The sequence below is a fragment of the Pseudophaeobacter profundi genome (assembly GCF_029697505.1).
Taxonomy (GTDB): domain Bacteria; phylum Pseudomonadota; class Alphaproteobacteria; order Rhodobacterales; family Rhodobacteraceae; genus Pseudophaeobacter; species Pseudophaeobacter profundi.
Genome location: NZ_JARJEF010000008.1, coordinates 1 through 20,760 on the forward strand (window position 1 = coordinate 1; position 20,760 = coordinate 20,760).

The window sequence follows — 20,760 nt, forward strand, 5'->3', positions numbered from 1 at the left end:
GGAAACCTGACGCCCAGAGAATTTGCTGAGAAAAGAACGATGGACAAACTGGCCGCGTAGGGCCATCAAACCAACCCCAAGGACTCTCCGCTAGGTGGAGGAAACTTGGGGCTCAGGTCACCAAGAAAGCATGGGGGTTACAAGGCGAAAAAACCCGATTTTGATTTTTTTCCGCTGGGGCAACAAACCCTTTAAAATGGCACCGAATTGCACCGGGTTTGGGAACCTTTTGGTCAAGCCCACTCACAGGAAAAGCACCTTGGACTGTGTCACGAAAACTGTGCGACAGCATTCGTCGGGCGGGAGGACGAATGATCGAAAGGTATTTCAGCCGACGCTCGCCCGAACCGATCTGCTTTTTGTAAGGCGGCCTGGTATGAAGAACGTCAGGAACGATCCGGGTTCGGCACGTACAGAAGAGCTGGCCGAGTATCGAAGAGTACCACAGTCAGCTGACTTACTATCGGAACGGCCCGGCGGTCGTCGCGCAGAGCAATCAAAAACGAGGACGGAACCTGACTAAGCTTTTCAACATGGATTTTGCATTTCTTCTTCGGTACTTCCAGGTTCGGCTATACCCACCAATAATCTCTGTCAGAATAGGACTGTACTGCAACGCGTGTTTCACTGCCTTTCTGTTTCCAGTCCTAAGAGACTGGTCAACAAAGTGAAGGATCCAGGCGTGTGCCAGCTCTGGAAACGACCTATCGGGGAAATAGCGGTCTCGCCAATCGACAATCGTTTTGATCTGATTCCAGGTATTCAGATGCTGGTTATTGCCGTGTTTGCGGTACTTCATGCCGGGTCGGTGAACGAGTTCAAATTCAAGGTCGGGATGTTCTATCATGAACATGAAAATCTTGGTGCGCAGGATGATGTCGTCACCTGAGATATCCGGATCCATTCCTCCGATTGCTCTTACGATGTCTGCCTTCACGACAGAAGCCTGTACATAAAATGTACCCAAATTCTCGTACTCGACTTCTAGCAGTTCCTGCGCCGATGCATAGGTCTGGCGGTAAAGCTGCGATGTAAAGCTCTCGCAGGTCACCTCTCCGGCATTGTCGATTTCCATGTTCTCGGTATTCGCGACCAGGACGACTTTGGGATTGTGCTTGATTATCTGCATCTTGGAGGAAATGGCATCCGGCAGTAACAGATCGTCCAATGACAGAAACGAGAAGTACTCACCTGTCGCGGCCTCAATCCCTCTATTGACGTTTAACGGAACATTGCCGGTATTGTCTTGCAGGATTAGCCGGAAAGGATAGGGGGACTGCGCAAGCGTATTTTCCAACACCTCGGCATTTCCGTCCGTCGAGCCGTCATCGACGACCACGATCTCAATGTGGTCGTAGTCCTGCTGGAATATCGACTCGAGCGCCGCCCGCGAGAATGCCTCGTGGTTATATGTGGTGCAAATGATCGAGCACACGGGCGACGGAGAGATCGGGTCTGTCACTTAGGCCATCCTTTCATGGTTTTGTACTAGCTCAGGCGAGCCAAAGATCGTTCTCGATCATATGTTCTATCTGTTCACTGGGTTGGGACGGGCGCATCTGATTTTATAGCGGGCGTTGGCTAGCCGCTTCTGAAAGGTCTCGTGTCTAACAGGCCGGGGCAGAGCGATGCCAGACCGCCCGCCCCTGTCCGACGCAAGCGACACATCCAGATCGCAGCAGCCTTCACGAGGCATGACGGTTCCCCCCCTATTGGAGGTGCCTTTTAGTACCTTGTGCCTGCTATGTCGACAAACGGTTTTGCGCCACCAGATCGCATGGTGCACGCGCCCGCATTAGGACCTGCAATAAACGCGGTAATTGCGTCGCCCCCAGTCGGTATATAGATCGGCCATGATTGTACAAAACTGGCCTTCGACCGTGAACTGCCGGATCGGAGCAGCCCCCGGGCCACCAAAGACGCTGACGGTATCCCCAATCTGAATACTGTCGGCCCCGGTGACATCAGCAACAATCGCATTCATAGAGATTTTCCCAACCACCGGCGCCAGAAAATCCCCTGCGACAACCACATTGCCATTGTTTGAATTGCGCCTGAACCCATTCTCATACCCGATCGCGATACAGGCCAGACGGCGGCTGCTCTCGATCCGGTAATCTCTATCATACCCAACGGTTGACCCCGCCGGGTAGTCTTGCAGGCTCACCACGCGCGCCTCAAGATCCATCGTGCTGCGAAAGCCCAGTTCGGGCTTGAGAATCCCATATAGTATGGCACCGCAGCGATACATGTCGGTGGAGACTTCCGTCTCTGAGATCAGCGTCAGCGAACTGCCCGCATGCACCAAGACATCGGCGCGGTTCAGATCACTGTTTTCAAAGACCCACGACACCTGTTGCTGGAACAGGGCGTCACTTTGCTGCAATTGCAGCGGGTCGTTTGATGGAAAATGCGTACAGATCCCGCCAATGTTGTCGCCCAGGGTGGCCAGGATATCACTGCATTCGGCCTCACCCACCTCTGTCGAGATTTCAAGCGCATCCCGCGACATGCCTGCTGAATTCAGGGCTAGATGCACGCAGGTCCTATACCGTCCAGTCTCCAGATGGTTGAGGATCAGTTGTGCCGCCTGACGCGTGGCAACCTGCTCTTCGACCCGATCCTCCAGCGCGCCCTCGATTTCCTGAGGGGCCGCAGCCCTAAGACGAATAACAGAGCCGTCGAACCCCGCCTGACGCACCGCCCGTGCCTCGGCATTGGTGGTGATCCCGATGCAGGTGACACCCTGTTCGCGGACAAGCGGCACAACCTGCGAAATGCCATGCCCGTAGGCATCGGCTTTCAGCACCGCACAAAAACGTCTCCCCTTTGGGACGAGATCAAGAGCAAGTTCAAGGTTCTTCGAAATACGATCCGTGTGAATGGTACACCAAGAGGCGGGTCGGGCTTCCATGATTTTCAACTCTGCACGGGTCTAAGAAGGTCATCAATGACGCAGCAAAATAGGTCGGTCACAACCGGAAGCAAGGCGTCTGGGAAATCGTAGTCCGGGTTGTGAAGCTGCGGCTGCGCCTCCCCCGCACCGACATACAGCAGGGCCGCCTTGGCACCGTCTTCCCCGAAACGGCCAAAGTCCTCTGACCAGCGCATCGGTGCCGCCATCTCCAGGCAGGTCTGACCCAGAGCCTGCGCGCCGCGCCGCGCGACTGCCGTGGCCTCTTCATCATTCACGACGGCCCGAAAGATATCATGCCAGTGGGTCTGGACCTTCAGATTGGCGCTCTTGTCTGCAACCAACTGCAGCGCCTCGGCGATCAGCCCATCCATCCGTTCGTTCGTCATCGAGCGCAGCGTCACGCGCAACTCTCCGTCTGCAGGCGATATCCCAAAAGCGGGTTCACCAAGGTTTGCATGGGTCAGAGTGCTGAGCGCGAAATCGGCATCGCTGGTCACCCCCTGGCTAAGCCCGGGCAGAGCAACCATCAGATCGGCCATTGCATTGGCGGGGGAAACCCCATCTTCGGGGGCTGCCGCATGAGAGCTTTTGCCCTCCAGCAGAATCTGCATACCGCGCGACGCACAGTTGCCCGGCCCCGCCCGCAGGCCGATTTCGCCAAGCGGGCGACCAGGAACATTGTGATAGGCAAAGGCATAGTCTGGACGTATCTCGGGCCAGCGCGGATCTTCGATAACGGCCTTGGCGCCAGCGCCTGTTTCTTCGGCGGGTTGAAACAGCAGAATGACGCGCCCGGCGGCGGGACGATGGCGCGCCAGCCGCATGCCAACCCCAAGAAGCGAAACCATGTGCCCGTCGTGCCCGCACAGATGTCCGCGCCCCTCTATTTCGGATTTATATGGCAAGGACGAAAGTTCACGGATCGGCAGCCCGTCGAGTTCGCACCGCAGCAGCACGGTGGGACCTGCCGCAGCCCCGGTGAACTCAGCCGCGACGCCATGGCCACCAAGGCCCTGCCAGATCCGATCTGCACCCAGCAGGGTCAGCTCAGAGGCGATCCGCTCTGCCGTTGCGGCCTCTTCGCCCGAAAGTTCGGGGCGGCGGTGCAGCGTCTGGCGCAACGCCGTAAGCTGCATAATCTGATCAGAAGAAAGAGCAGGCATCAAAAACTCCTCAGAAGACCTTGGCGTTCACGGCAACGACAGGGGGGATATTGACCGCAAGAGGCGGGGGTGGAGCAAAGGCTGTTGGCGTGGCGCATAGATTGCTCCTTAGATCTCTTCGGTGCCGCACCAGTCGGCGATGAACATGGCTGTGGCTTTGGTTATGCGACGCATGCTTTCCAGGTCGACGCGTTCATTGAATCCATGAATGGCTTCGGCGCGCGGGCCATAGACCAGTGCTGGCGTATCCGCATAAAGACCAAAGAAACGCGCGTCGGTTGTGGCAGTGATCGCTTCGCGCACCAACGCCTCGCCCGTGGCGGACCGATGCGCCTGATCCAACGCCGCGATGGCTGATACCGCCTTGGCGGAACTGTCCCGCGACAGTGCGTAGCCCTCGGCGTGAAAGCCGTGATAGACAATTTCAGGCAGCGAATTGCGCAGAAAATCATTGTCACGGGCGGCATCCAGAATCACTTGCTCGATCTCGGCCTTTGCGGCCGCGATGGATTGGCCGGGAAAGATAGCCATGCGCACGTCAAAGACGCTCCAGGCTGGGACCGAACTGGTCCAGTCTCCACCTTCGATCTTGCCGACATTCAGGTTCAGCGCATGATCCATATGCGCGTAGTCTTCAGGCCGGTTTTCAGCGGCGTTCCAGCGGTGTTCCATATCATGCAGCGCCCGGATCAACGGAAAGGCGGCTTCGATCGCATTGGCACCGCTGCCCGCATAGGCAACATGGGTCGGCAGCCCCTTGAGATGCACCTGGAACCAGATCACCCCCAACTGTGCAGTGACCAGATGTTCGCTAAAGGGTTCCGGGATCAGGGCCGCATCGGCCCGATACCCGCGCGCCAGACAGGCCAACGCACCGTTGCCAGTGCATTCCTCTTCAACCACGGACTGGAAAAACACATCCGCTGCCGGGGCGCGGCCACAGGCCCTAAGCGCATCCAGCGCAAAAAGGTTCGAGGCCAGCCCGGCCTTCATGTCGCCGCCGCCCCGCCCATAGAGCCAGCCGCCTTCGACCCGCGGTTCAAACGGTGGGCTGTCCCACATGTCCAGCGGCCCGGCAGGCACCACGTCAATATGCCCGTTCAGGATGAGTGATCGGCCCGCCTGTGTCCGGGACCGGTGGGTGCCCACCACATTGACTGCATCCTCATAGGGGCCAAGCACCGGCGAAAATCCCGGCAGGTGCTGGATCTCGGCGATATCAATCTGCCAGCGATCAAGATCATAGCCGCGCGCGCTTAGCTCCGCCGCCATGAAATCCTGCGCCGATTGTTCATTGCCACGGGTCGAAGGATGCGCGGTCAAATCGGACAGGAAGGTGACCTGCCGGTCAAAAGCTGCATCCACAGCGGCGCCCAGGTCTGTGTTCAGGCCTGCGTTCAAGTCATCTTCCATGGCGGGCCTCAAATTCTGGCAGATCGGTATCCGGCAGCAGCAGGGGCGCGCCGGTGGCCTCGGCCACTTCTGCCGCGCTAATGCCGCCCAGTGTTTCAACAAGCACAAAACCCCGTGGCGTTACGTCGATAACGGCCATGTCTGTAAAGATCCGTGCCACACAGGCCCTTGCCGTTAGCGGCAATGAGCATGTTTCTTTCAGCTTCGGGTTGCCAGCGCGGTCGGTATGCGTGGTCAGAACCACCACCCGCCGCGCCTTTTGGGCCAGCTCTACGCCGCCACCGACGCCGGGGCTGAATTTGCCGGGGATCTTCCAGTTGGCCAGATCGCCGCTGGCGCTCACCTCGAAAGCGCCCAGCATTGTCAGATCCAGCCGTCCCGAACGCACCATGGCAAAGCTGGTGGCACTGTCGAAAAAGGCCGATCCCGGCACTGTCGAGACATAGCTGCCACCGGCATCAATCAGATTGCGGTCGGCCTGGTCCGGCGTCAGCGTTGGACCGATACCAGTCATGCCGTTTTCGGTGTGCAAGCAGACCGGAAAATCCCTGGGCAGGTGGTTGACCACCTGGGTCGGCAGGCCGATGCCAAGGTTGACCACCATCCCCGGTGTGATCTCGCGCGCGGCGCGGGCAATCATGCGTTCTTTAGCGCTGGACAACGGCGTATTCCTTGCTCAGTTCTGCCAGTTCGGCAACATGATCGACAAAAACACCAGCGGTATGGACGGCATTCGCAGCCAGCCCGCCAAGCGGCAGCAGGGTTTCGGTCTCGGCAATCACGCAATCAGCCGCCATTGCCATCAGCGGGTTAAAGTTCTGCGCAGTTGCGACATAGGCCAGGTTGCCAAAGATATCGGCGCGGTCGGCGTGGATCAGCGCCACATCGGCACGCAGGGCGGTTTCCACCAGATGCGGCTTTCCCGCGATCTCGACCACCTGCTTGCCCACCGCCAGCTCGGTGCCGATACCGATATCACTCAGCACAGCCCCAATCCCGGCACCGCCTGCCCGAATACGTTCGGCCAGAATACCCTGTGCGTTGAACTCCACCTCGATCTGGCCTGTATTCATCAGCGAAATCGCATGGGTATTCAGGCCCAGATGGGTGGTGATCAGCCGCGAGACCTGGCCGCTTTGCAGCAGGTGATCGATGCCCATGCCCGGCTCGTTTGCGTCATTCTTGATGATCGTCAGGTTATCTGCCCCATGGTCGACAAGCGCCTGGATCAGCGTCATCGGTGTGCCGGGCACGCCAAAGCCGCCAATCATGACCCTGTCGCCCGGTTTGATCTTGGCAATGGCGCTGGCAATCTTGCAGCTTTTGTCTGGCAGTCTCATGCGGCCTCCGCGATGGGCAGTCCCACCTCTGTGGCAAAGGCATCCAGCGCATCCAGCAGGATCGTCATGATCTCGTCGATCTGCGCTTCGGTAATGATCAGCGGCGGTGCGATCAGGAAATGGTCGCCTGCGGTGCCGCCTCGGGTGCGGCGGGAATAGATGATAAGGCCGCGCTCATAGGCCAGTTCGACAAGCCGTGCATGGGCGTCCAGCTCTGGCGGCAGGGGCTCCATGGTTGTACGGTCCGCGACAAATTCAAAAGCCGTCAGCAACCCCTTGCCGCGCACATCGCCGATAAAGGGATAGCGATCCATCAAGGCACGCAGGCGCGTCATCAGGACATCCCCCATGCGGGCAGCATTTTCGATCAGGTTTTGGTCTTCCATCTCTTCCAGCACCGCCAACCCAGCGGAACAGGCAAGCGGATTGCCGGCATAGGTAAAGCCATGCAGAAAGCCACCCGCATCCAGAACCGGATCGACCAGACGCGCGCGCGCCACAATAGCACCCAAAGGCGCATAGCCTGCGCCAAAGCCCTTGGACATGGCGACAATATCCGGGGTGATGCCCCAGTGTTCGGCGGCCAGGAACTTGCCGGTGCGGCCTGCCCCGGTCATCACCTCATCATAGATCAGCAGCACGCCAAATTCGTCGCAGATCTCACGCACCCGGCCATAGTAGCTGTCCGGGGCAACCAGCGCCCCGGTCGAGGCCCCGCCGACGGGTTCCATCAGGAAGGCCAGCACATTCTCCGGCCCTTCTTTCAGGATCTGCTCGCGTAGCAGCTCGGCGTATTTCAAGCCGCGTTCTTCTTCGCTCAGGTTGTCGCGGTCCAGATAGGTCGCGGGGGCCGCCACCTTGGGCATGCCCTGCATCATCGGGGCAAAGGGTTCGCGCAGCGGATCATAGCCTGTCAGGTCCAGCGCCCCGAAGGTGCACCCATGATAAGAAGGAAAGCGCGAGATCACCCGGTGACGGCTGCCCTGCCCCTGGGTCAAGGCATATTGCCGGGCCAGCTTCACGGCGCTTTCCACCGCTTCGGACCCGCCCGAGACAAAGAAAACACGATCCAGCCCGTCCGGCGTCATCGCAACGGTTTTTGCCGCCAGATCCTCGGAGGGATGGGTGCGAAAATGCAGCCGGTAACCAAAGGTGGCCTTGTCCATCTGCGCCTTCATCTTGGCAAGGACGCGCGGGTTGGAGTGACCGATGTTGGACACCATCGCGCCGGACGATCCGTCGATGTAGCGTTTGCCGGTCTCATCAAACAGATAGATGCCCTCGCCATGCTCCAGAAAGGGGCGCGGCGTGCGGGATTGATAAAACAGGTAGGAAATCTCGTCGCTCACTTTGCACCTTCGATATGTTTGCGGAGGAACTCTCGGGTTCGTTCCTTGGTTGGATGTTTGAACATGGTCGCAGGTGGGCCTTCCTCGACAACAACGCCCTTGTCCATGAACAGCACGCGGTCACAGACCGAGGCCGCAAAGTCCATTTCATGGGTGACGATAATCATCGTCATGTGCTCTTCTGCGAGCCGTTTCATGACCAGGTTCACCTCTTCCACCAATTCGGGATCCAGGGCAGAGGTTGCTTCGTCAAACAGCATCAGCTTTGGCTTCATCGCAAGCGCCCGGGCGATGGCGACCCGCTGCTTCTGACCACCAGACAGCTGCGAGGGATAGTAGTCGATCCGCTCCAGCATCCCCACCTTGTCCAGCTGCTCTTCTGCGAGCTTATCGGCGGCCTCTTGCGACAATCCCTTGAGCATCTTTGGCGCCATCGTGACATTTTCGCGCGCGGTCATGTGCGGGAACAGGTTGAAGTGCTGGAACACCATGCCGACCTGCTGACGCATTTCATTGATGTGTTTTTCATATTGGCGGTGCGGCAGGCTTTTGTTCACCTGCACGCCGTCCAACCAGATTTCCCCGCCGGTCAGCGGATCCAGATCGTTGATGGCGCGCAGCAGTGTGGATTTGCCTGACCCTGATGAGCCGATGATGCCAACGATCTGGCCGCGCGTAACGGAAAGGCTGATGTCCTTGAGAACCTCAAGCGCGCCAAAGGATTTCTGTGCATGGCGGATTTCGACGAAGTCTGTCTGTTCGGTCATGATTGGTCTCGCAAGATCAGCGGGAGATGGCAATGCGGCGCTCGATCTTGCGCTGCACCCATTCCATGCAAAGGTTGATGACGTAGTAGAAGGCAGCGGCAAGGATGTAGAACTCGAACGGACGATAGGTCTTGCCGATCACCCGCTGGGCGGAAAGCGTCAGTTCGCTGACCCCAATTACCGAAACCAGGGCGCTGTCTTTCAGCAGGGCAATCATGTTGTTGCCAATCGGCGGGATCACGGCGCGCACCGCCTGCGGGATCACTACTTTGCGCAGGGCTTCGCCTCGGCTTAATCCCAGGGTGCGTGCCGCTTCCATCTGGCCCTTGTCGACTGCTAGGATTGCCGTCTGGATCAGTTCAGAGTTGTAGACCGCAAAATGCAGCCCCAACCCGATGATACCGGCCACAAAGGCAGGCAGGTCAATGCCGATCTGCACCAGGCCAAAATAGATCAGGAACAGCTGCAGCAGAAGCGGCGTGCCCATAAATACCCACTCGATCAGGCGGAAAGGCTGGCGGATGATCCAGGGCGCATAAAGCGCGATCACGGCGAAGACGATACCGCCAAAAAAGCTGAGGATCGCGGATGCGACGGTGATGCCCATAGTCCAGGCAGCACCCAGCAATACCACATCCAAATACTTGGGAATAATCGAAAAATCGAGGCCCATCTGTCTTTCCTTTTCCGATCAGTTAATCTGAACTTTGCGATCCAGCCAGGCAACGCCACGGCCCACCACATAGATGATGATCATGTAGAGAACCCCTGCCAGCAGGAACATCTCGAAGGGTTTGTAGGTCGAGCCGATATAACGTTGTGCGGTATAGGTCAGTTCGATGACCGAAATCGCCGCCACCAGGGCTGTCGCCTTGATCAACATATTCAGGTTCACGCCCAACGGGCGCACCATCAGCCGCGAGGCCTGCGGCAGGATAACCTGATATGTGGCTTGCCAACTGCTAAGCCCCAGGGTCCGGGCGGCTTCGCGCTGCCCCTTGTCGATCGAAATGATCGCCCCGCGAATGGTTTCCGTCATATAGGCTCCGGCATTGATACCCAGACCGATGACGCCAGCCTCGAAGGCATCCAACTGGATGCCGATCTGTGGCCCGCCAAAATACAGGATGAACAGCTGAATCAAGGCGGGGGTGCCGCGAAACAGGCTGACATAGGCGGCCCCGAGGAATCGCAGGGCCGCAAATCGTGACAGTCGGGCGGCAGCGCCGAGCGTGCCACAGGTCAGGCCCAGAATGGCGGTCAGCACTGACAACAGGATCGTTGTCCAGGCGGCCTCCAGAAAGAACGGATAAACCTTGAGCATCAGTTCAAAGTCCATGCTTCACTCCTTTGACCTGGCGACACAGCCGCGATGCAGCCATGTGCAACATTCGTGACGAAAGAAATCCCATGCTGGAAATCATGCAGGTCCACACTTTGTTTGGGTAGGGATCGGCCTCTACGCTTAGGTCAGGCCACAAAGGGGCCGAATTGCCGAGGCGCGTAATCCATCATGCCATTGCGGCAACCCCCTGCCGCCGTATCCGGCGGCAGGGAACAGCGATATCAGCGGATGTCAGCGCCGATCCATTTTTCAGCAAGAGCGAGATAGGTGCCGTCTTCCATCATCGAATCCAGGGCTTTTTGCATTTCTGCGGCCAGCTCGGGGCTGCCCTCACGAATGGCAATACCCGCGCCGAAGGGCTCTGTGGTGGGGTCGGCAAACATCTCGAACGCCTGCTCCTTCGCGGTCATCGCCAGGATGGCTGCAATCGAGTCGTTTACAATTGCATCAACCCGGCCGTTTTCCAGCTCAAGCAGCAGTTCTGGCAGACCTTTGTAGGTATTGATGTCATAGCCGCGATCACGGGCCCAATCTTCGTGGGTTTCGCCCAGTGTCAGGCCAACACGCTTGCCTTCCAGATCTTCAAGGCTGGCAATGCCCGACCCCGGCTTGGTAAAGATGGCGCGCTTGTCCGAATAGTAGGGGCCAACAAAATCAACCACTTCGTCCCGCTCTGCGGTGATGGTCATCGACCCGACAATCGCATCATATTTATTGGCCAAGAGGCCACCAATGATGCCGTCCCATGCCGTGGTGACGATTTCGGCTTCCAGGCCCATGCGCTTGGCGATTTCGGTCCCGACGGCAGGGTCAAAGCCGACAACCTCGTTTTCATCGTTCACAAAGTTGAACGGAGGGTAAGCGCCGGACATCGCGATGCGGATCACCCCTTTTTCTTTCAGGCTATCCAGCTCCTCGGCGGCGGCAGTGTTCATGCCGAAGGCCGCAAGACCTACGGCTGCGATTGCACTTTTAAGGATGGTACGGCGGAATGTCATTGTGATCTCCCTATTGATCAAAATCAGGATTTATCCTGTGCGTTTATTGGCGGCAGGCCCGCTCTGAGAAAAGACTTGCATGTGGCATCACATCGCGCAAATAAATAATAGGCATTCTTAACATAGATGAAAACTATGAAGCTACCACATGGACATCGCTTTCCCTGGAACCTTGATTGGAATCTCTTGCGTACTTTCATGGTGGTGGTCGAGCAGCGCGGCATCTCCAAAGCAGCGAATTTTCTTGGCTTGAAGCAGCCGACGGTATCGGCAGCCCTAAAGCGTCTTGAGCAGACCACCAATAAGACGCTGGTTATCCGCAAGCCCAATGAGTTCACCATTACCCGCGCAGGCCATGCGCTTTATACCGAATGCGCCAAGATCTTTGGCTCGATCTCCCAGCTTCCGTCACTGCTTGACGCGGATACCGCCGAATTGCGCGGACATCTGTCGATTGCCATCACCAGCTCTGTGATTTCAGAGCACTTCGGGGATATTCTGAACCGGTTCTGCAAGGCGCACCCACATGTCACCTATTCTTTTTCCGTGCACGAAAGCGGCGATATCGAGACCATAATATCGCAAAACCGGGCCAGTTTCGGGGTCTGCCTCTTGTCGGCGCTTCCGAAAAATCTGAACACATTGGTCCTGTACCGGGAATTCTTTGGTCTTTACTGCGGCGCACGGCACCCCCTGTTCAGCGCCAAAACCATCACCCCGAAAGATCTGGAAGGCGAACCCTTCGTGGCCTTTCAAACCGAAGCCGAAGGCGGGCCGCTTGAAGTCATCTCTCGCCTGCGTGCCCGGATGGGATTGGCCAATACCTGGCGCGGGGTATCCTCGAGCCTGAATGAAATCCGCCGGATGATCATGGCTGATATCGGGATCGGCGCCCTGCCCCTGCACGTCGCCAAACCGGATGTGGCAGCTGGCCACATCCGCCAGTTGCCGCCCTATGACGCCCTGCCGATGGTGAACATCTACCTGATTACCAACCCGGCACGCCGCCTGTCCGATGCGGAAGCCGCCTTCTTGTCCACCTGCGAAGCTGAGATTTCAGCCATCGATATTACCGAACGGACATATGGGGCAGACCTGGATCCCCAAGCCCTGCAATACCCAGCCGAGGGCACCCCCCTATCGCCGCCCGTCCAGTCGGATTGAAATCCGCATTTCGAACCACATTCAGGTGCGTCGCAATTCTATTGTGATCCAAAAAGATGTGGCCTTCGTAGATTGGGTATGATGACATTCGACATTGATATCTCTCACAGGCGCGCTCTCACCGGGCGCCCTCGCCATGAAGGCAAAGACGTGTCGAAAGTGCAAAGCAACTATTCTGAGCAAACCAAATGGATGCTGAGGGTGAAGATCGATAGGGACAGGGCCGCCTTTGCTGCCTTGTTCGATCACTTTGCACCGCGCCTGAAGGGGTTTGTCATCCGTGGCGGCACCCCTGCTGCGCAGGCCGAGGAAGTGATCCAGGATGTGATGCTGACAGTCTGGCGCAAGGCCGAGCAGTTCGACCCGCATCGCGCCCAGGTTTCCGCCTGGATCTATCAGATTGCCAGACACCGGCAAATTGACATAGCCCGCAAAGAGGCCAGGCCGGTTCCTGAAGAACTGAAAGAAGATCCGGGCGCTGAAGCGGATGCCAGCCAGATCCTGGCGATAGAGCAGGAAAGCGAACACCTGAAGCAGGCGCTTCAGCGTCTGAGCGAAGATCAAAGGGTCATTGTCGAAAAGGCCTATCTGGGGGAACTGACCCACCAAGAGATCCAAACTCAGACGGGGCTGCCGCTCGGGACCATCAAATCAAGAATTCGTCTTGGCCTTGAGCGGCTGAGACATGACCTAAAGGGGCTGCGCTCATGACCGCAATCACCCATCATATCCCAGATCATTTGCTCGCATCCTATGCTGCGGGCACCCTGCCGCATGCCTTTGCCCTGGTCGTGGCCAGCCATATTTCCATGTGTAATGACTGTCGCGCCGCCGTTGCCGCCCATCAGGCCGTCGGCGGGGCCATCCTGGAAGCCACCAGTGCAAGCCCTCTGTCCAGCGGGTTGCGCGCCAGCGTCCTGGCGCAATTGGATGCACCGGCCAGAGCCGAACCAATCTATGACCGTTCTGGCATCTACCCCGGTCCCGTCGTGGCGGCGCTGCAGGGACAGCAGCCCAAATGGAAAGCTCTGGGCATGGGGGTTCGCCAGACCATCCTGACGGCGGATGCCGAGTCAAATGCGCGCCTGCTGTTCATCCCGGCAGGGCAAGCGGTACCAGACCACAGCCACAACGGATTGGAGCTGACAATGGTGCTGCAGGGCAGTTTCAGCGATAGCACCGGACGTTTTGGCATTGGCGACGTCGAAATCGGCGATGAGGACCTTGATCACACGCCAACCGCCGATCCAGGTGACCCCTGCATTTGCCTTGCCGCGACAGATGCGCCGCTGCGCTTCAAAGCCCTGATACCGCGCCTGCTGCAACCTCTGTTTCGGATCTAGCCCCCGTGCCACCATGCAACAGCGGCCTGGTCGCGGGCCGCGATCCTGCAAGATGAAGTGCGGCACCGGGGCAGTCATCAACCGCATTCCAAAGCGGCAAGCCCCCGGTCAACTGCCCCGCCGCCGCTGGCTGGCTGGCTTGCACCAGCGCAAAAGCCCGATGATCAACGGTGCATCGTGGCCAGAAGCTCGGCAACTTTGATGCCGTATTTGCGCATTTCAGACTTGTTCATAATGACGCCATTCTCAGTCAAATACATCCAATCCGTCGCCTCCAGGGTATAGCCGCCCGACTCTTCCGGCAGGGTGATCAGGTAGCTCAGCTTGACGGTTGACCCAGAGATGACGCCTTTGCCCTCGCCAACGATGTCATCCGCGGTGGCGGTAAAGGTAGAGGCGCTGTCCATCCGCAGATACCATTTGCGTTGCTGTGTTTTACCGTTCGAATAGGTGAAGTTTTCTGTCAGGGTTCCGGTATCGCCGTCCCATTCGCCAACCATCTCTGCAACAAAACTGTTGGTCATATCGCCCTTTGGCCCAAAGATAAGCCCCTCTGACTGCAGGCGGCCAGAGAGATGCTCCTGCAAGACAAAGCTGGGTCCGCTGTCCTTGTAGTCTGCCGGGTTTTGCGCGCGAAAGCTGAAGAACCGGTCTCGCGCCATAATTATCAACAGCACAAGTACCAGAATGGTGGTCAGGATTTTCATGTCGCGGTATCCTCCGTCGGAAGGGTCATGGCCAGGCCAATCGCGGCCAGTTTCAGAAGGCAGGGCAAAATCGCATAGGCCCCATTCAGCGCTGCAAGCGCCTGCGGCGTGTTTTCTGCTCCGGGTTCAAAGCCGCTCCATTGCAAGGTCGGCAGCACCAGAAAGGCCGCCAGGGCCAGCCCCAGCTTGCCTGCAAAAGACCAGATACCAAAAGCAGTTGATGCCCTTAGATTTGCCCGTACCAGGGCCATGGAAAACATCACCGGCAGGATCACCATATCGGCGCCCAATGCGACACCCGAAGCCAAGCAGATGATGGCAAACCCAATCAGGTTGCCGGGGGCAAGGAAGGCCGCGCCGACAAAGGCACAAACCGCCAGCGGCATTGCAATCAACAAGGTATTGCGCGGGCCAAGTTGGCGACTGATCCGTGCCCAGAGAGGGACAGACAATCCCGCAGATGCAAAGAAGAGCAGCAGCAAAAGGCCCGACTGGTCTGCAAGATCGAGCCTGTCTTCGACAAAAAACAAAAACAGAGTTGATGTGATCGCGACAGGCAGGCTGTTGATCAGCGCCAAAAGCAACAGGCGGGCGGCACCGGAGGTTGCCAGGCCTTGCAGGTTCAACGCGGTGCCAAGCTGCACCGGACGTCGCCAGATGCTGCGCGCCAGGACCGCCGTCATCAAGGCCAAAGTGCCAAGGCCCCACCCCAGCGCCGGATAGCCCTGCGCCGAAGCCCCCAGCAAGACAAGGAGCGTCGGCGCAATCGCCACCAAAACCACCCCCAGCAGCATCCCGCCTTCACGATAGGCCGCCATGCGGGTGATCTCGGCAGTGGTTGCCTGTTTGGCCAGCATCGCACTGCGTCCGTACAGCAGGATCATGCCCAGGCTGTAGGCGGAAAACAGCAAGACCAAAACCAGGGTGAGCCGAAACGTGATGCCTTCTCCGGGTTGCAGCATGAACAGAGCGGGGAAGCCAAAAGCCAGGCCAAGGGCCGCCGCAGCCGCAAAGACCCGCTGCGCCCGCGCCCAACGATCCAGCGCCCATCCGATCAATGGGTCCTGCACCAGATCAATCAGCCTGATCCCCATCAGGATCACGCCAACCGTGCCCAGACCAATCCCCAGATTGACCGAGGCAAACCGCGGCAAATGGATGTAAAGCGGAATACCCGCCGCGGCCAACATCAGGGCATAGAGACTGACGCGCGGGTAAAGCAGGCTCTGGCTCACCGGTTCGCGCGTCAACGGCATGCCCCACTGTTCTGACGGGCAAGCCCCTGCCTAACGCCACCCAAAGCTTGCCACTGCCGCCGAAATGCAGGATGCACCCCGCGCCCGCCCTGCCGGACAGCGTACAGGCGCGTTCTGCCCCGCATTCTATGCATGGTCGAGTTCCACCTGCACAACATTGGTATGGCCGATGGCAAAAGAGGCAGCGCAGATTTCCAGATAGTACTGCCAATTGCGAAAGAAGCTGTTGGAGTACCCCATGTCCAGAATACGCGCGCGCTGTGCAACCAGCCGCTTTGCCCAGATACGGCAGGTGCGTGCATAATCTTCACCAAAGGAAAAACTGTCCCGCACACGCAGCCCCGCCTGTTGCGCCTGGGCGGCGATCACGCTGTCCGACAGCAGCATCCCACCGGGGAAAACATACTGGCGGATATAGTCAGACGAACTCTTGTAGGCGGCAAAGAAACTGTCTTGAACTGTGATCGCCTGCAATAAAACCCGGCCATCTTCGGCCAGGTTGCGCTTGAGCATGGAAAAATAGCTCGGCCAGTAACGGGCGCCGACGGCTTCGATCATCTCGATGGAAACGATGTTGTCATAGTGCCCATGGACATCGCGATAGTCCCGCAGTTGGATTTCAGCCCGTCCATCCAGGCGACATTCAGCATAGCTGTGCTGGTTGCGTGAGATGGTGATGCCGGTGACGTTGCGCCCCTCGGAGGCAGCGTGATCGGCAAAGCCGCCCCAGCCACAGCCAACTTCCAGAACCTGTTCGCCATCATTCAATCGTGACAGGGCACGGCTGTTCTTGCGGCGCTGTGCGGAGCCCAGATCGTCATCTCCACCCGCAAAGAGACCGGACGAATAGGTCATGCCCTCGTCCAACCAAAGCTGATAGAATTCATTCCCCACGTCATAGTGCGCCCGAATATTCTTACGTGCGCCGCTACGCGAGTTCGCACGCAGCACCGTATCCAACAGCCGGTACTTCAGGCTGCTGAGGCGGCTCGCCTTGTCATAAGCGCCCAGATTGTCGCGGTTCAGCATGGCCAGACTCACCAGCCCCTCTATCGACGGCGTGTCCCAGAGCCCATGCACGTAGGCTTCGCCCAGACCGACCTGACCATGCGCTGCCATGGCGGAAATTGCCGACCAATCGCGAATATTCATCTCGGCCTGCGGCCCGGAGTTACCAAATTCATAGCGCGCACCATCCGGCGTGCGCAGGGTCAGCCGCCCCTCATGCAGACGTTCGCAGATCGACAGGAATTGCGTTTTTAGGGCTTTGTCCGTGATGCGCATAATTGGATCCCTTCTCTATCGATACTGTAGTCATTTGCTGCACAATGCGCATCGCGCTGGCGATGCCGTCCTCATGAAAGCCGTGCCGATTGTAGGCCCCGGCAAACCAGGTGCGATTTTGCCCCTGTATGTGGCGCAGGGTCTTTTGGGCCTGCAATGCCGCCCGGTTAAACACGGGATGTGCAAACTCTACCCTATCATAAATCTTACTATTCTGGATGGAGTTTGCTGGATTGAGGGTCACAAACAACGGATCTTGTTCAGGAATTCCCTGCAATTTGTTCATCCAATAGGTCACACTGGCCGTGTCGGCCTCGGCTCTGTAGGTCCAACTGGACCAACAGGCACGGCGCTTTGGCATCTGTGTGACATCGCAGTGCAACACTGCGGTATTGGGCTGATAGCTTATGGAACCAAGCGCCTGAGCCTCCAGCTCTGTTGCCCCCGCGCCCACTGCGCCCCCCTGCCCCAGAATGGCCAAGGCCTGATCCGAATGACAGGCAAGGATCAGTTCATCGAAACCCGCCTCTGTTGCCCCATCGCAGGTAATTGAAACCCCCAGATCAGACCGTTGAACCGCCCGGACCGGGGCCCCTATGCGCAGGGTACAGCCGCGCGCCAGCAAGGCAGCCTGCAGCCGACGAACATATTCAATACTGCCGCCTTTCACCGTCCACCATTGGTGCTTTCCAGTTCCGGCCAGCAGGGCGTGATTGCGAAAAAACCGCACCAAGGATTTCGCCGGGAAAGCATCTACATCACCAACCGGCGTTGACCAGATCGCACCACACATCGGCATGAGATACTTGTCTCGAAACCAAGTCCCCAGCCCCAGCTCCTTCACCAGGTCCCCAATCGTGATGTCATCGTGATGCGCGGCGCTTTCCGCGTTCTTTCCGAACTTCACGATATCAGCAATCATGCCATAAAACTCTGGCCGGGCCAGATTGCGTTTTTGGGCAAAGATAGAGCGCAGATCGTTCAGCCCATATTCCAACCCGCTATTGTCCATGCTGACGCCAAAGCTCATGTCGCTTTTCATCACCGGCACGTTCAGATCATGAAACAAGCGGGTCAAATACGGGTAGGTCGCATAGTTGAAGACGATAAAGCCGGTATCAACCGGCTGATCCCCATTCTTGCCAGCCAAGACGGTTCTTGCATGCCCCCCCAAGCGATCGTCCGCCTCAAACAGCGTCACGTCGTGATAGGCAGAAAGATAGTATGCAGCCGATAGCCCCGATATCCCCCCGCCAACGACCGCAATTCTTTTTCTAGGGCCCCGTGTCTGGTCAAGCATGCCTACCTCATTCGCTTATCGTTCTCAGGGTGTTACGGTGGTGCCTATCAAACGGATCAGATTTTCTTTTGCAAATGTCAGAAAGAGTGATCCGTGACAGCCCAGAACACGTAGGCATTGTATGATTGATCACATTCAGGCCAGGACATTTCACCGCCGCCGTGGCGCGCTGCACAACGCCTTTCACTATGGCGTTGATTTTGTCGTGAGCGACCTCTCCCCGACCTCTGGACACCTGCCTGTACGTCTGCTGTCGCACAATCGCTTCAATCTCTGGTCTTTGTGGGATCGCCACCACGGCGGTCCGCGCGGCCAAGGCCGGGGCGTCAACTGGTTTCGCCAGGTGCTGGCTGAACAGGGTTTCCCCCTGGACCAAGCGCAGCTACTGTTGGTTACCCAGCCGAGCTTCTTGGGGTTTCAATTCAATCCTGTCAGTTTCTGGGTCGCCCTGCTTGACGAAAAAGTATGTGCCTTTGTTGCCGAGGTGAACAATACATTTGGTCACCGCCACTGCTACTTCTGTGCCCACGAGGGGTTTACCCCCATCACATTTGAACAGGTGCTCTGCGCCCGCAAGGCGATGCACGTCTCGCCCTTCCAGCAGGTCGCAGGCGAATACAGATTCAACTTTGGCTTCACCAAAGATCAGTTGAATGTCCGCATCCACTATCAGAATGGCGATCAGGGTGTGCTGGCGACCTTGGCAGGAAAACGCAAACCTGCAACGGATCGCTCATTGCTCTGGGCTGCGCTACGGCGTCCCTTTGGGGCGGCTCGGGTGGTTTTCCTGATCTATTGGCAGGCCCTGATCCTATATCTGAAACGGGCACCTTTTCTGAAAACACCGCCCCCCGGGCTGTCACCGATGACAGCCAGCAAAAACCTGGATGAATGAGGCAAACATGCCACTGGCGGGAAAAACATATTGGCTGATAGGTGCCAGCGAGGGCCTGGGCCGCGAACTGGCAGTGCAACTGGACCAGGCCGGGGCGCGTTTGGTGCTGTCGGCCCGCAGTACCAGTAAACTGGCAGCCCTGACCCAAGAGCTGACGCAAGCCAGGGCCTTGCCAATGGATGTGACCGATGCAACTGCCGTACGCCGCACATGCGCTGAATTGGGCCCTGTGGACGGTGTGATCTACAATGCCGGAGCCTACGAGCCGATGGCGACCCAGGACTGGCAGGCAGACTCCGTCCTGCAGATGGCCGATGTCAATTTCATCGGCGCCCTCCGGGTGCTTGGCGAAATCATGCCCCGCTTTGTCGCACAGGGGCACGGCGATATTACCCTGATCGGATCCCTGGCCGGTTATCGCGGCCTGCCAAATGCCGTCGGATATGGCGCAAGCAAAGCTGCCCTGATCAGCCTGGCCGAAACCATGCGCCATGATCTAAAGGGCAGTGGCATTACCGTGAGGCTGATCAACCCCGGTTTCATCAAAACGCGATTGACCGACAAAAATACTTTCAAAATGCCGATGCTGATGACGGCGACTTCGGCTGCTCAGCAGGTCCTCAGCGCCATGCAGTCCCGCAGGTTTCGCACCGATTTCCCCCGCCCTTTTTCCTGGGGGATAAAACTGTACAGCCTGTTGCCTGACCTGATGGCCTACCGGGGGCGCTAGGGGCCGCCCCGGTGTGGATGGCCACGCCGGGCAAGCCCGGACGCGGCCCTGTCCAGCAGGTTAGTGTGCCTGCATCTGCGCCGCGACATCGGCGGCGGTCAGCCCGGCGGGATAATAGGTCGGCCAGTTCGTCAACTCTTCCAGCAAGGCGGCGCGGTCATCGCCCCAATAGAGATGGAAGTGATCTGATTTGGACGGGGCGATCCGGTGGTCGCTGAATTGGAAGAAGGCAGGGGCAGCCTCATCGCCGCTGACCTTGGCAAAGACAAAGCGCACCCCGCGATTGCCCCTTTTGTAGGTAAGCACCTCATAGCCATCATTTGCATATTGGGCCTGCACCGCCCCACCCTGACTGAAAAAGGTGACGTTGTCGCCTTTAATCAGGATCCGTTCCACATCTGTGGCATATCCTGTGGAATAATATGCCTTGTATTCCTCGGCGGTTTTATCCCCGTGCTCTGCCTTGTGCTGCATCACGCCATCCAGCGCGCCACTCTGCAACAAGGGATAGACTGATTGCCAATCACCGGCCCAATCAGACAGGGCACGGGCCTTGATCTGGGCATCGTCAAAGTAACCTTTGGAGATCTCTTCTGCAGCGTGCGAGTGGTCATGGCTATGGCTATGGCTATGGCTATGGCTATGGCTATGCGTGCCAGCTTGGGCACTGTCACTCCCGGTTTCGGCACCCGCCGAAAGGGGAGCTGCAACCAGGGTGCCAGTGGTCAAGCTAGCAACAGCCAGGGCGCGGATCTGTTTTGCGAGGGGAAGCGGCATATGTGTCTCCAT

Annotated in this window: 21 protein-coding genes; 5 read left to right on the forward strand and 16 right to left on the reverse strand. The window is 58.1% G+C overall.

Features of this window, described 5'->3' with window-relative positions:
• Window positions 1–496 precede the first annotated feature (496 nt).
• From P2081_RS13270 to P2081_RS13320, 11 genes are all read right to left on the reverse strand, one after another.
• Complete coding sequence (locus P2081_RS13270) at window positions 497–1,462, reverse strand: glycosyltransferase family A protein (RefSeq protein WP_278923361.1); 966 nt, start codon at window positions 1,460–1,462, stop codon at window positions 497–499.
• Between the two features lie 333 nt (window positions 1,463–1,795).
• The gene (locus tag P2081_RS13275) at window positions 1,796–2,914 is read right to left on the reverse strand and encodes an alanine racemase (protein WP_278923362.1); all 1,119 of its coding nucleotides are present in this window, start codon (window positions 2,912–2,914) and stop codon (window positions 1,796–1,798) included.
• 5 nt (window positions 2,915–2,919) lie between these two features.
• Entirely contained in the window at window positions 2,920–4,080 is a 1,161-nt protein-coding gene (locus P2081_RS13280) for an amidohydrolase (RefSeq protein WP_278923363.1), read from the reverse strand.
• Window positions 4,081–4,188: 108 nt separating this feature from the next.
• Complete coding sequence (locus tag P2081_RS13285; RefSeq protein ID WP_278923364.1) at window positions 4,189–5,493, reverse strand: ArgE/DapE family deacylase; 1,305 nt, start codon at window positions 5,491–5,493, stop codon at window positions 4,189–4,191.
• Complete coding sequence (locus P2081_RS13290) at window positions 5,483–6,154, reverse strand: 3-oxoacid CoA-transferase subunit B (protein WP_278923365.1); 672 nt, start codon at window positions 6,152–6,154, stop codon at window positions 5,483–5,485. Before P2081_RS13290 ends, P2081_RS13285 begins: the two co-directional genes overlap by 11 nt.
• Window positions 6,141–6,833 (reverse strand): CoA transferase subunit A, encoded by a 693-nt coding sequence (locus tag P2081_RS13295; protein ID WP_278923366.1) that lies wholly within the window; start codon window positions 6,831–6,833, stop codon window positions 6,141–6,143. Before P2081_RS13295 ends, P2081_RS13290 begins: the two co-directional genes overlap by 14 nt.
• The gene (locus P2081_RS13300) at window positions 6,830–8,182 is read right to left on the reverse strand and encodes an aminotransferase family protein (protein ID WP_278923367.1); all 1,353 of its coding nucleotides are present in this window, start codon (window positions 8,180–8,182) and stop codon (window positions 6,830–6,832) included. The genes P2081_RS13295 and P2081_RS13300 overlap by 4 nt, the downstream gene beginning before the upstream one ends.
• Window positions 8,179–8,949 carry an amino acid ABC transporter ATP-binding protein gene (locus tag P2081_RS13305; protein WP_278923368.1) on the reverse strand — a complete coding sequence of 257 codons (771 nt, stop codon included), beginning with the start codon at window positions 8,947–8,949 and terminating at the stop codon, window positions 8,179–8,181. Before P2081_RS13305 ends, P2081_RS13300 begins: the two co-directional genes overlap by 4 nt.
• A gap of 16 nt (window positions 8,950–8,965) precedes the next feature.
• Entirely contained in the window at window positions 8,966–9,622 is a 657-nt protein-coding gene (locus P2081_RS13310; RefSeq protein ID WP_278923369.1) for an amino acid ABC transporter permease, read from the reverse strand.
• 18 nt (window positions 9,623–9,640) lie between these two features.
• Window positions 9,641–10,288, reverse strand: coding sequence for an amino acid ABC transporter permease (locus tag P2081_RS13315; protein ID WP_278923370.1), 648 nt, complete (start codon window positions 10,286–10,288; stop codon window positions 9,641–9,643).
• Between the two features lie 227 nt (window positions 10,289–10,515).
• Entirely contained in the window at window positions 10,516–11,292 is a 777-nt protein-coding gene (locus P2081_RS13320; RefSeq protein ID WP_278923371.1) for a transporter substrate-binding domain-containing protein, read from the reverse strand.
• Between the two features lie 135 nt (window positions 11,293–11,427).
• Here P2081_RS13320 and P2081_RS13325 point away from each other — a divergent pair, with 135 nt between their 5' ends.
• The 3 genes from P2081_RS13325 to P2081_RS13335 all read left to right on the forward strand — a co-directional run bounded on the left by P2081_RS13325 (window position 11,428) and on the right by P2081_RS13335 (window position 13,799).
• Window positions 11,428–12,456, forward strand: coding sequence for a LysR family transcriptional regulator (locus tag P2081_RS13325; RefSeq protein ID WP_278923372.1), 1,029 nt, complete (start codon window positions 11,428–11,430; stop codon window positions 12,454–12,456).
• 192 nt (window positions 12,457–12,648) lie between these two features.
• Window positions 12,649–13,167 carry a sigma-70 family RNA polymerase sigma factor gene (locus tag P2081_RS13330; protein WP_278923373.1) on the forward strand — a complete coding sequence of 173 codons (519 nt, stop codon included), beginning with the start codon at window positions 12,649–12,651 and terminating at the stop codon, window positions 13,165–13,167.
• Window positions 13,164–13,799, forward strand: coding sequence for a ChrR family anti-sigma-E factor (locus P2081_RS13335; RefSeq protein WP_278923374.1), 636 nt, complete (start codon window positions 13,164–13,166; stop codon window positions 13,797–13,799). The genes P2081_RS13330 and P2081_RS13335 overlap by 4 nt, the downstream gene beginning before the upstream one ends.
• Window positions 13,800–13,963: 164 nt before the next feature.
• Here P2081_RS13335 and P2081_RS13340 read toward each other — a convergent pair whose 3' ends face one another.
• From P2081_RS13340 to P2081_RS13355, 4 genes are all read right to left on the reverse strand, one after another.
• On the reverse strand, window positions 13,964–14,506 hold the full coding sequence (locus P2081_RS13340; RefSeq protein ID WP_278923375.1) for a DUF3833 family protein: 543 nt from the start codon (window positions 14,504–14,506) through the stop codon (window positions 13,964–13,966).
• Window positions 14,503–15,762, reverse strand: coding sequence for an MFS transporter (locus P2081_RS13345; protein ID WP_278923376.1), 1,260 nt, complete (start codon window positions 15,760–15,762; stop codon window positions 14,503–14,505). The genes P2081_RS13340 and P2081_RS13345 overlap by 4 nt, the downstream gene beginning before the upstream one ends.
• 126 nt (window positions 15,763–15,888) lie before the next feature.
• Window positions 15,889–17,046 (reverse strand): SAM-dependent methyltransferase, encoded by a 1,158-nt coding sequence (locus P2081_RS13350; protein WP_278923377.1) that lies wholly within the window; start codon window positions 17,044–17,046, stop codon window positions 15,889–15,891.
• The gene (locus P2081_RS13355) at window positions 16,985–18,346 is read right to left on the reverse strand and encodes an NAD(P)/FAD-dependent oxidoreductase (RefSeq protein WP_278923378.1); all 1,362 of its coding nucleotides are present in this window, start codon (window positions 18,344–18,346) and stop codon (window positions 16,985–16,987) included. Before P2081_RS13355 ends, P2081_RS13350 begins: the two co-directional genes overlap by 62 nt.
• 121 nt (window positions 18,347–18,467) lie before the next feature.
• Between P2081_RS13355 and P2081_RS13360 the strand changes: the two genes are divergently transcribed.
• Window positions 18,468–19,241, forward strand: coding sequence for a DUF1365 domain-containing protein (locus tag P2081_RS13360; RefSeq protein ID WP_278923379.1), 774 nt, complete (start codon window positions 18,468–18,470; stop codon window positions 19,239–19,241).
• Window positions 19,234–19,971: an SDR family NAD(P)-dependent oxidoreductase gene (locus tag P2081_RS13365; protein ID WP_278923380.1), complete on the forward strand. Its 738-nt coding sequence runs from the start codon at window positions 19,234–19,236 to the stop codon at window positions 19,969–19,971. The genes P2081_RS13360 and P2081_RS13365 overlap by 8 nt, the downstream gene beginning before the upstream one ends.
• A gap of 60 nt (window positions 19,972–20,031) precedes the next feature.
• Here P2081_RS13365 and P2081_RS13370 read toward each other — a convergent pair whose 3' ends face one another.
• Window positions 20,032–20,748 carry a ZinT family metal-binding protein gene (locus P2081_RS13370; RefSeq protein WP_438826537.1) on the reverse strand — a complete coding sequence of 239 codons (717 nt, stop codon included), beginning with the start codon at window positions 20,746–20,748 and terminating at the stop codon, window positions 20,032–20,034.
• Window positions 20,749–20,760 lie beyond the last annotated feature (12 nt).

Excerpts from the sequence above, each read along its gene's own strand:
- P2081_RS13335 (WP_278923374.1), top strand. The coding sequence starts at position 13,164 with ATGACCGCAATCACCCATCATATCCCAGATCATTTGCTCGCATCCTAT.
- P2081_RS13310 (WP_278923369.1), bottom strand. The coding sequence starts at position 9,622 with ATGGGCCTCGATTTTTCGATTATTCCCAAGTATTTGGATGTGGTATTG.
- P2081_RS13340 (WP_278923375.1), bottom strand. The coding sequence starts at position 14,506 with ATGAAAATCCTGACCACCATTCTGGTACTTGTGCTGTTGATAATTATG.
- P2081_RS13320 (WP_278923371.1), bottom strand. The coding sequence starts at position 11,292 with ATGACATTCCGCCGTACCATCCTTAAAAGTGCAATCGCAGCCGTAGGT.
- P2081_RS13355 (WP_278923378.1), bottom strand. The coding sequence starts at position 18,346 with ATGCTTGACCAGACACGGGGCCCTAGAAAAAGAATTGCGGTCGTTGGC.
- P2081_RS13295 (WP_278923366.1), bottom strand. The coding sequence starts at position 6,833 with ATGAGACTGCCAGACAAAAGCTGCAAGATTGCCAGCGCCATTGCCAAG.
- P2081_RS13350 (WP_278923377.1), bottom strand. The coding sequence starts at position 17,046 with ATGCGCATCACGGACAAAGCCCTAAAAACGCAATTCCTGTCGATCTGC.
- P2081_RS13285 (WP_278923364.1), bottom strand. The coding sequence starts at position 5,493 with ATGGAAGATGACTTGAACGCAGGCCTGAACACAGACCTGGGCGCCGCT.
- P2081_RS13305 (WP_278923368.1), bottom strand. The coding sequence starts at position 8,949 with ATGACCGAACAGACAGACTTCGTCGAAATCCGCCATGCACAGAAATCC.
- P2081_RS13365 (WP_278923380.1), top strand. The coding sequence starts at position 19,234 with ATGAATGAGGCAAACATGCCACTGGCGGGAAAAACATATTGGCTGATA.
- P2081_RS13275 (WP_278923362.1), bottom strand. The coding sequence starts at position 2,914 with ATGGAAGCCCGACCCGCCTCTTGGTGTACCATTCACACGGATCGTATT.
- P2081_RS13325 (WP_278923372.1), top strand. The coding sequence starts at position 11,428 with ATGAAGCTACCACATGGACATCGCTTTCCCTGGAACCTTGATTGGAAT.
- P2081_RS13315 (WP_278923370.1), bottom strand. The coding sequence starts at position 10,288 with ATGGACTTTGAACTGATGCTCAAGGTTTATCCGTTCTTTCTGGAGGCC.
- P2081_RS13280 (WP_278923363.1), bottom strand. The coding sequence starts at position 4,080 with ATGCCTGCTCTTTCTTCTGATCAGATTATGCAGCTTACGGCGTTGCGC.
- P2081_RS13360 (WP_278923379.1), top strand. The coding sequence starts at position 18,468 with ATGATTGATCACATTCAGGCCAGGACATTTCACCGCCGCCGTGGCGCG.
- P2081_RS13370 (WP_438826537.1), bottom strand. The coding sequence starts at position 20,748 with ATGCCGCTTCCCCTCGCAAAACAGATCCGCGCCCTGGCTGTTGCTAGC.
- P2081_RS13345 (WP_278923376.1), bottom strand. The coding sequence starts at position 15,762 with ATGCCGTTGACGCGCGAACCGGTGAGCCAGAGCCTGCTTTACCCGCGC.
- P2081_RS13330 (WP_278923373.1), top strand. The coding sequence starts at position 12,649 with ATGCTGAGGGTGAAGATCGATAGGGACAGGGCCGCCTTTGCTGCCTTG.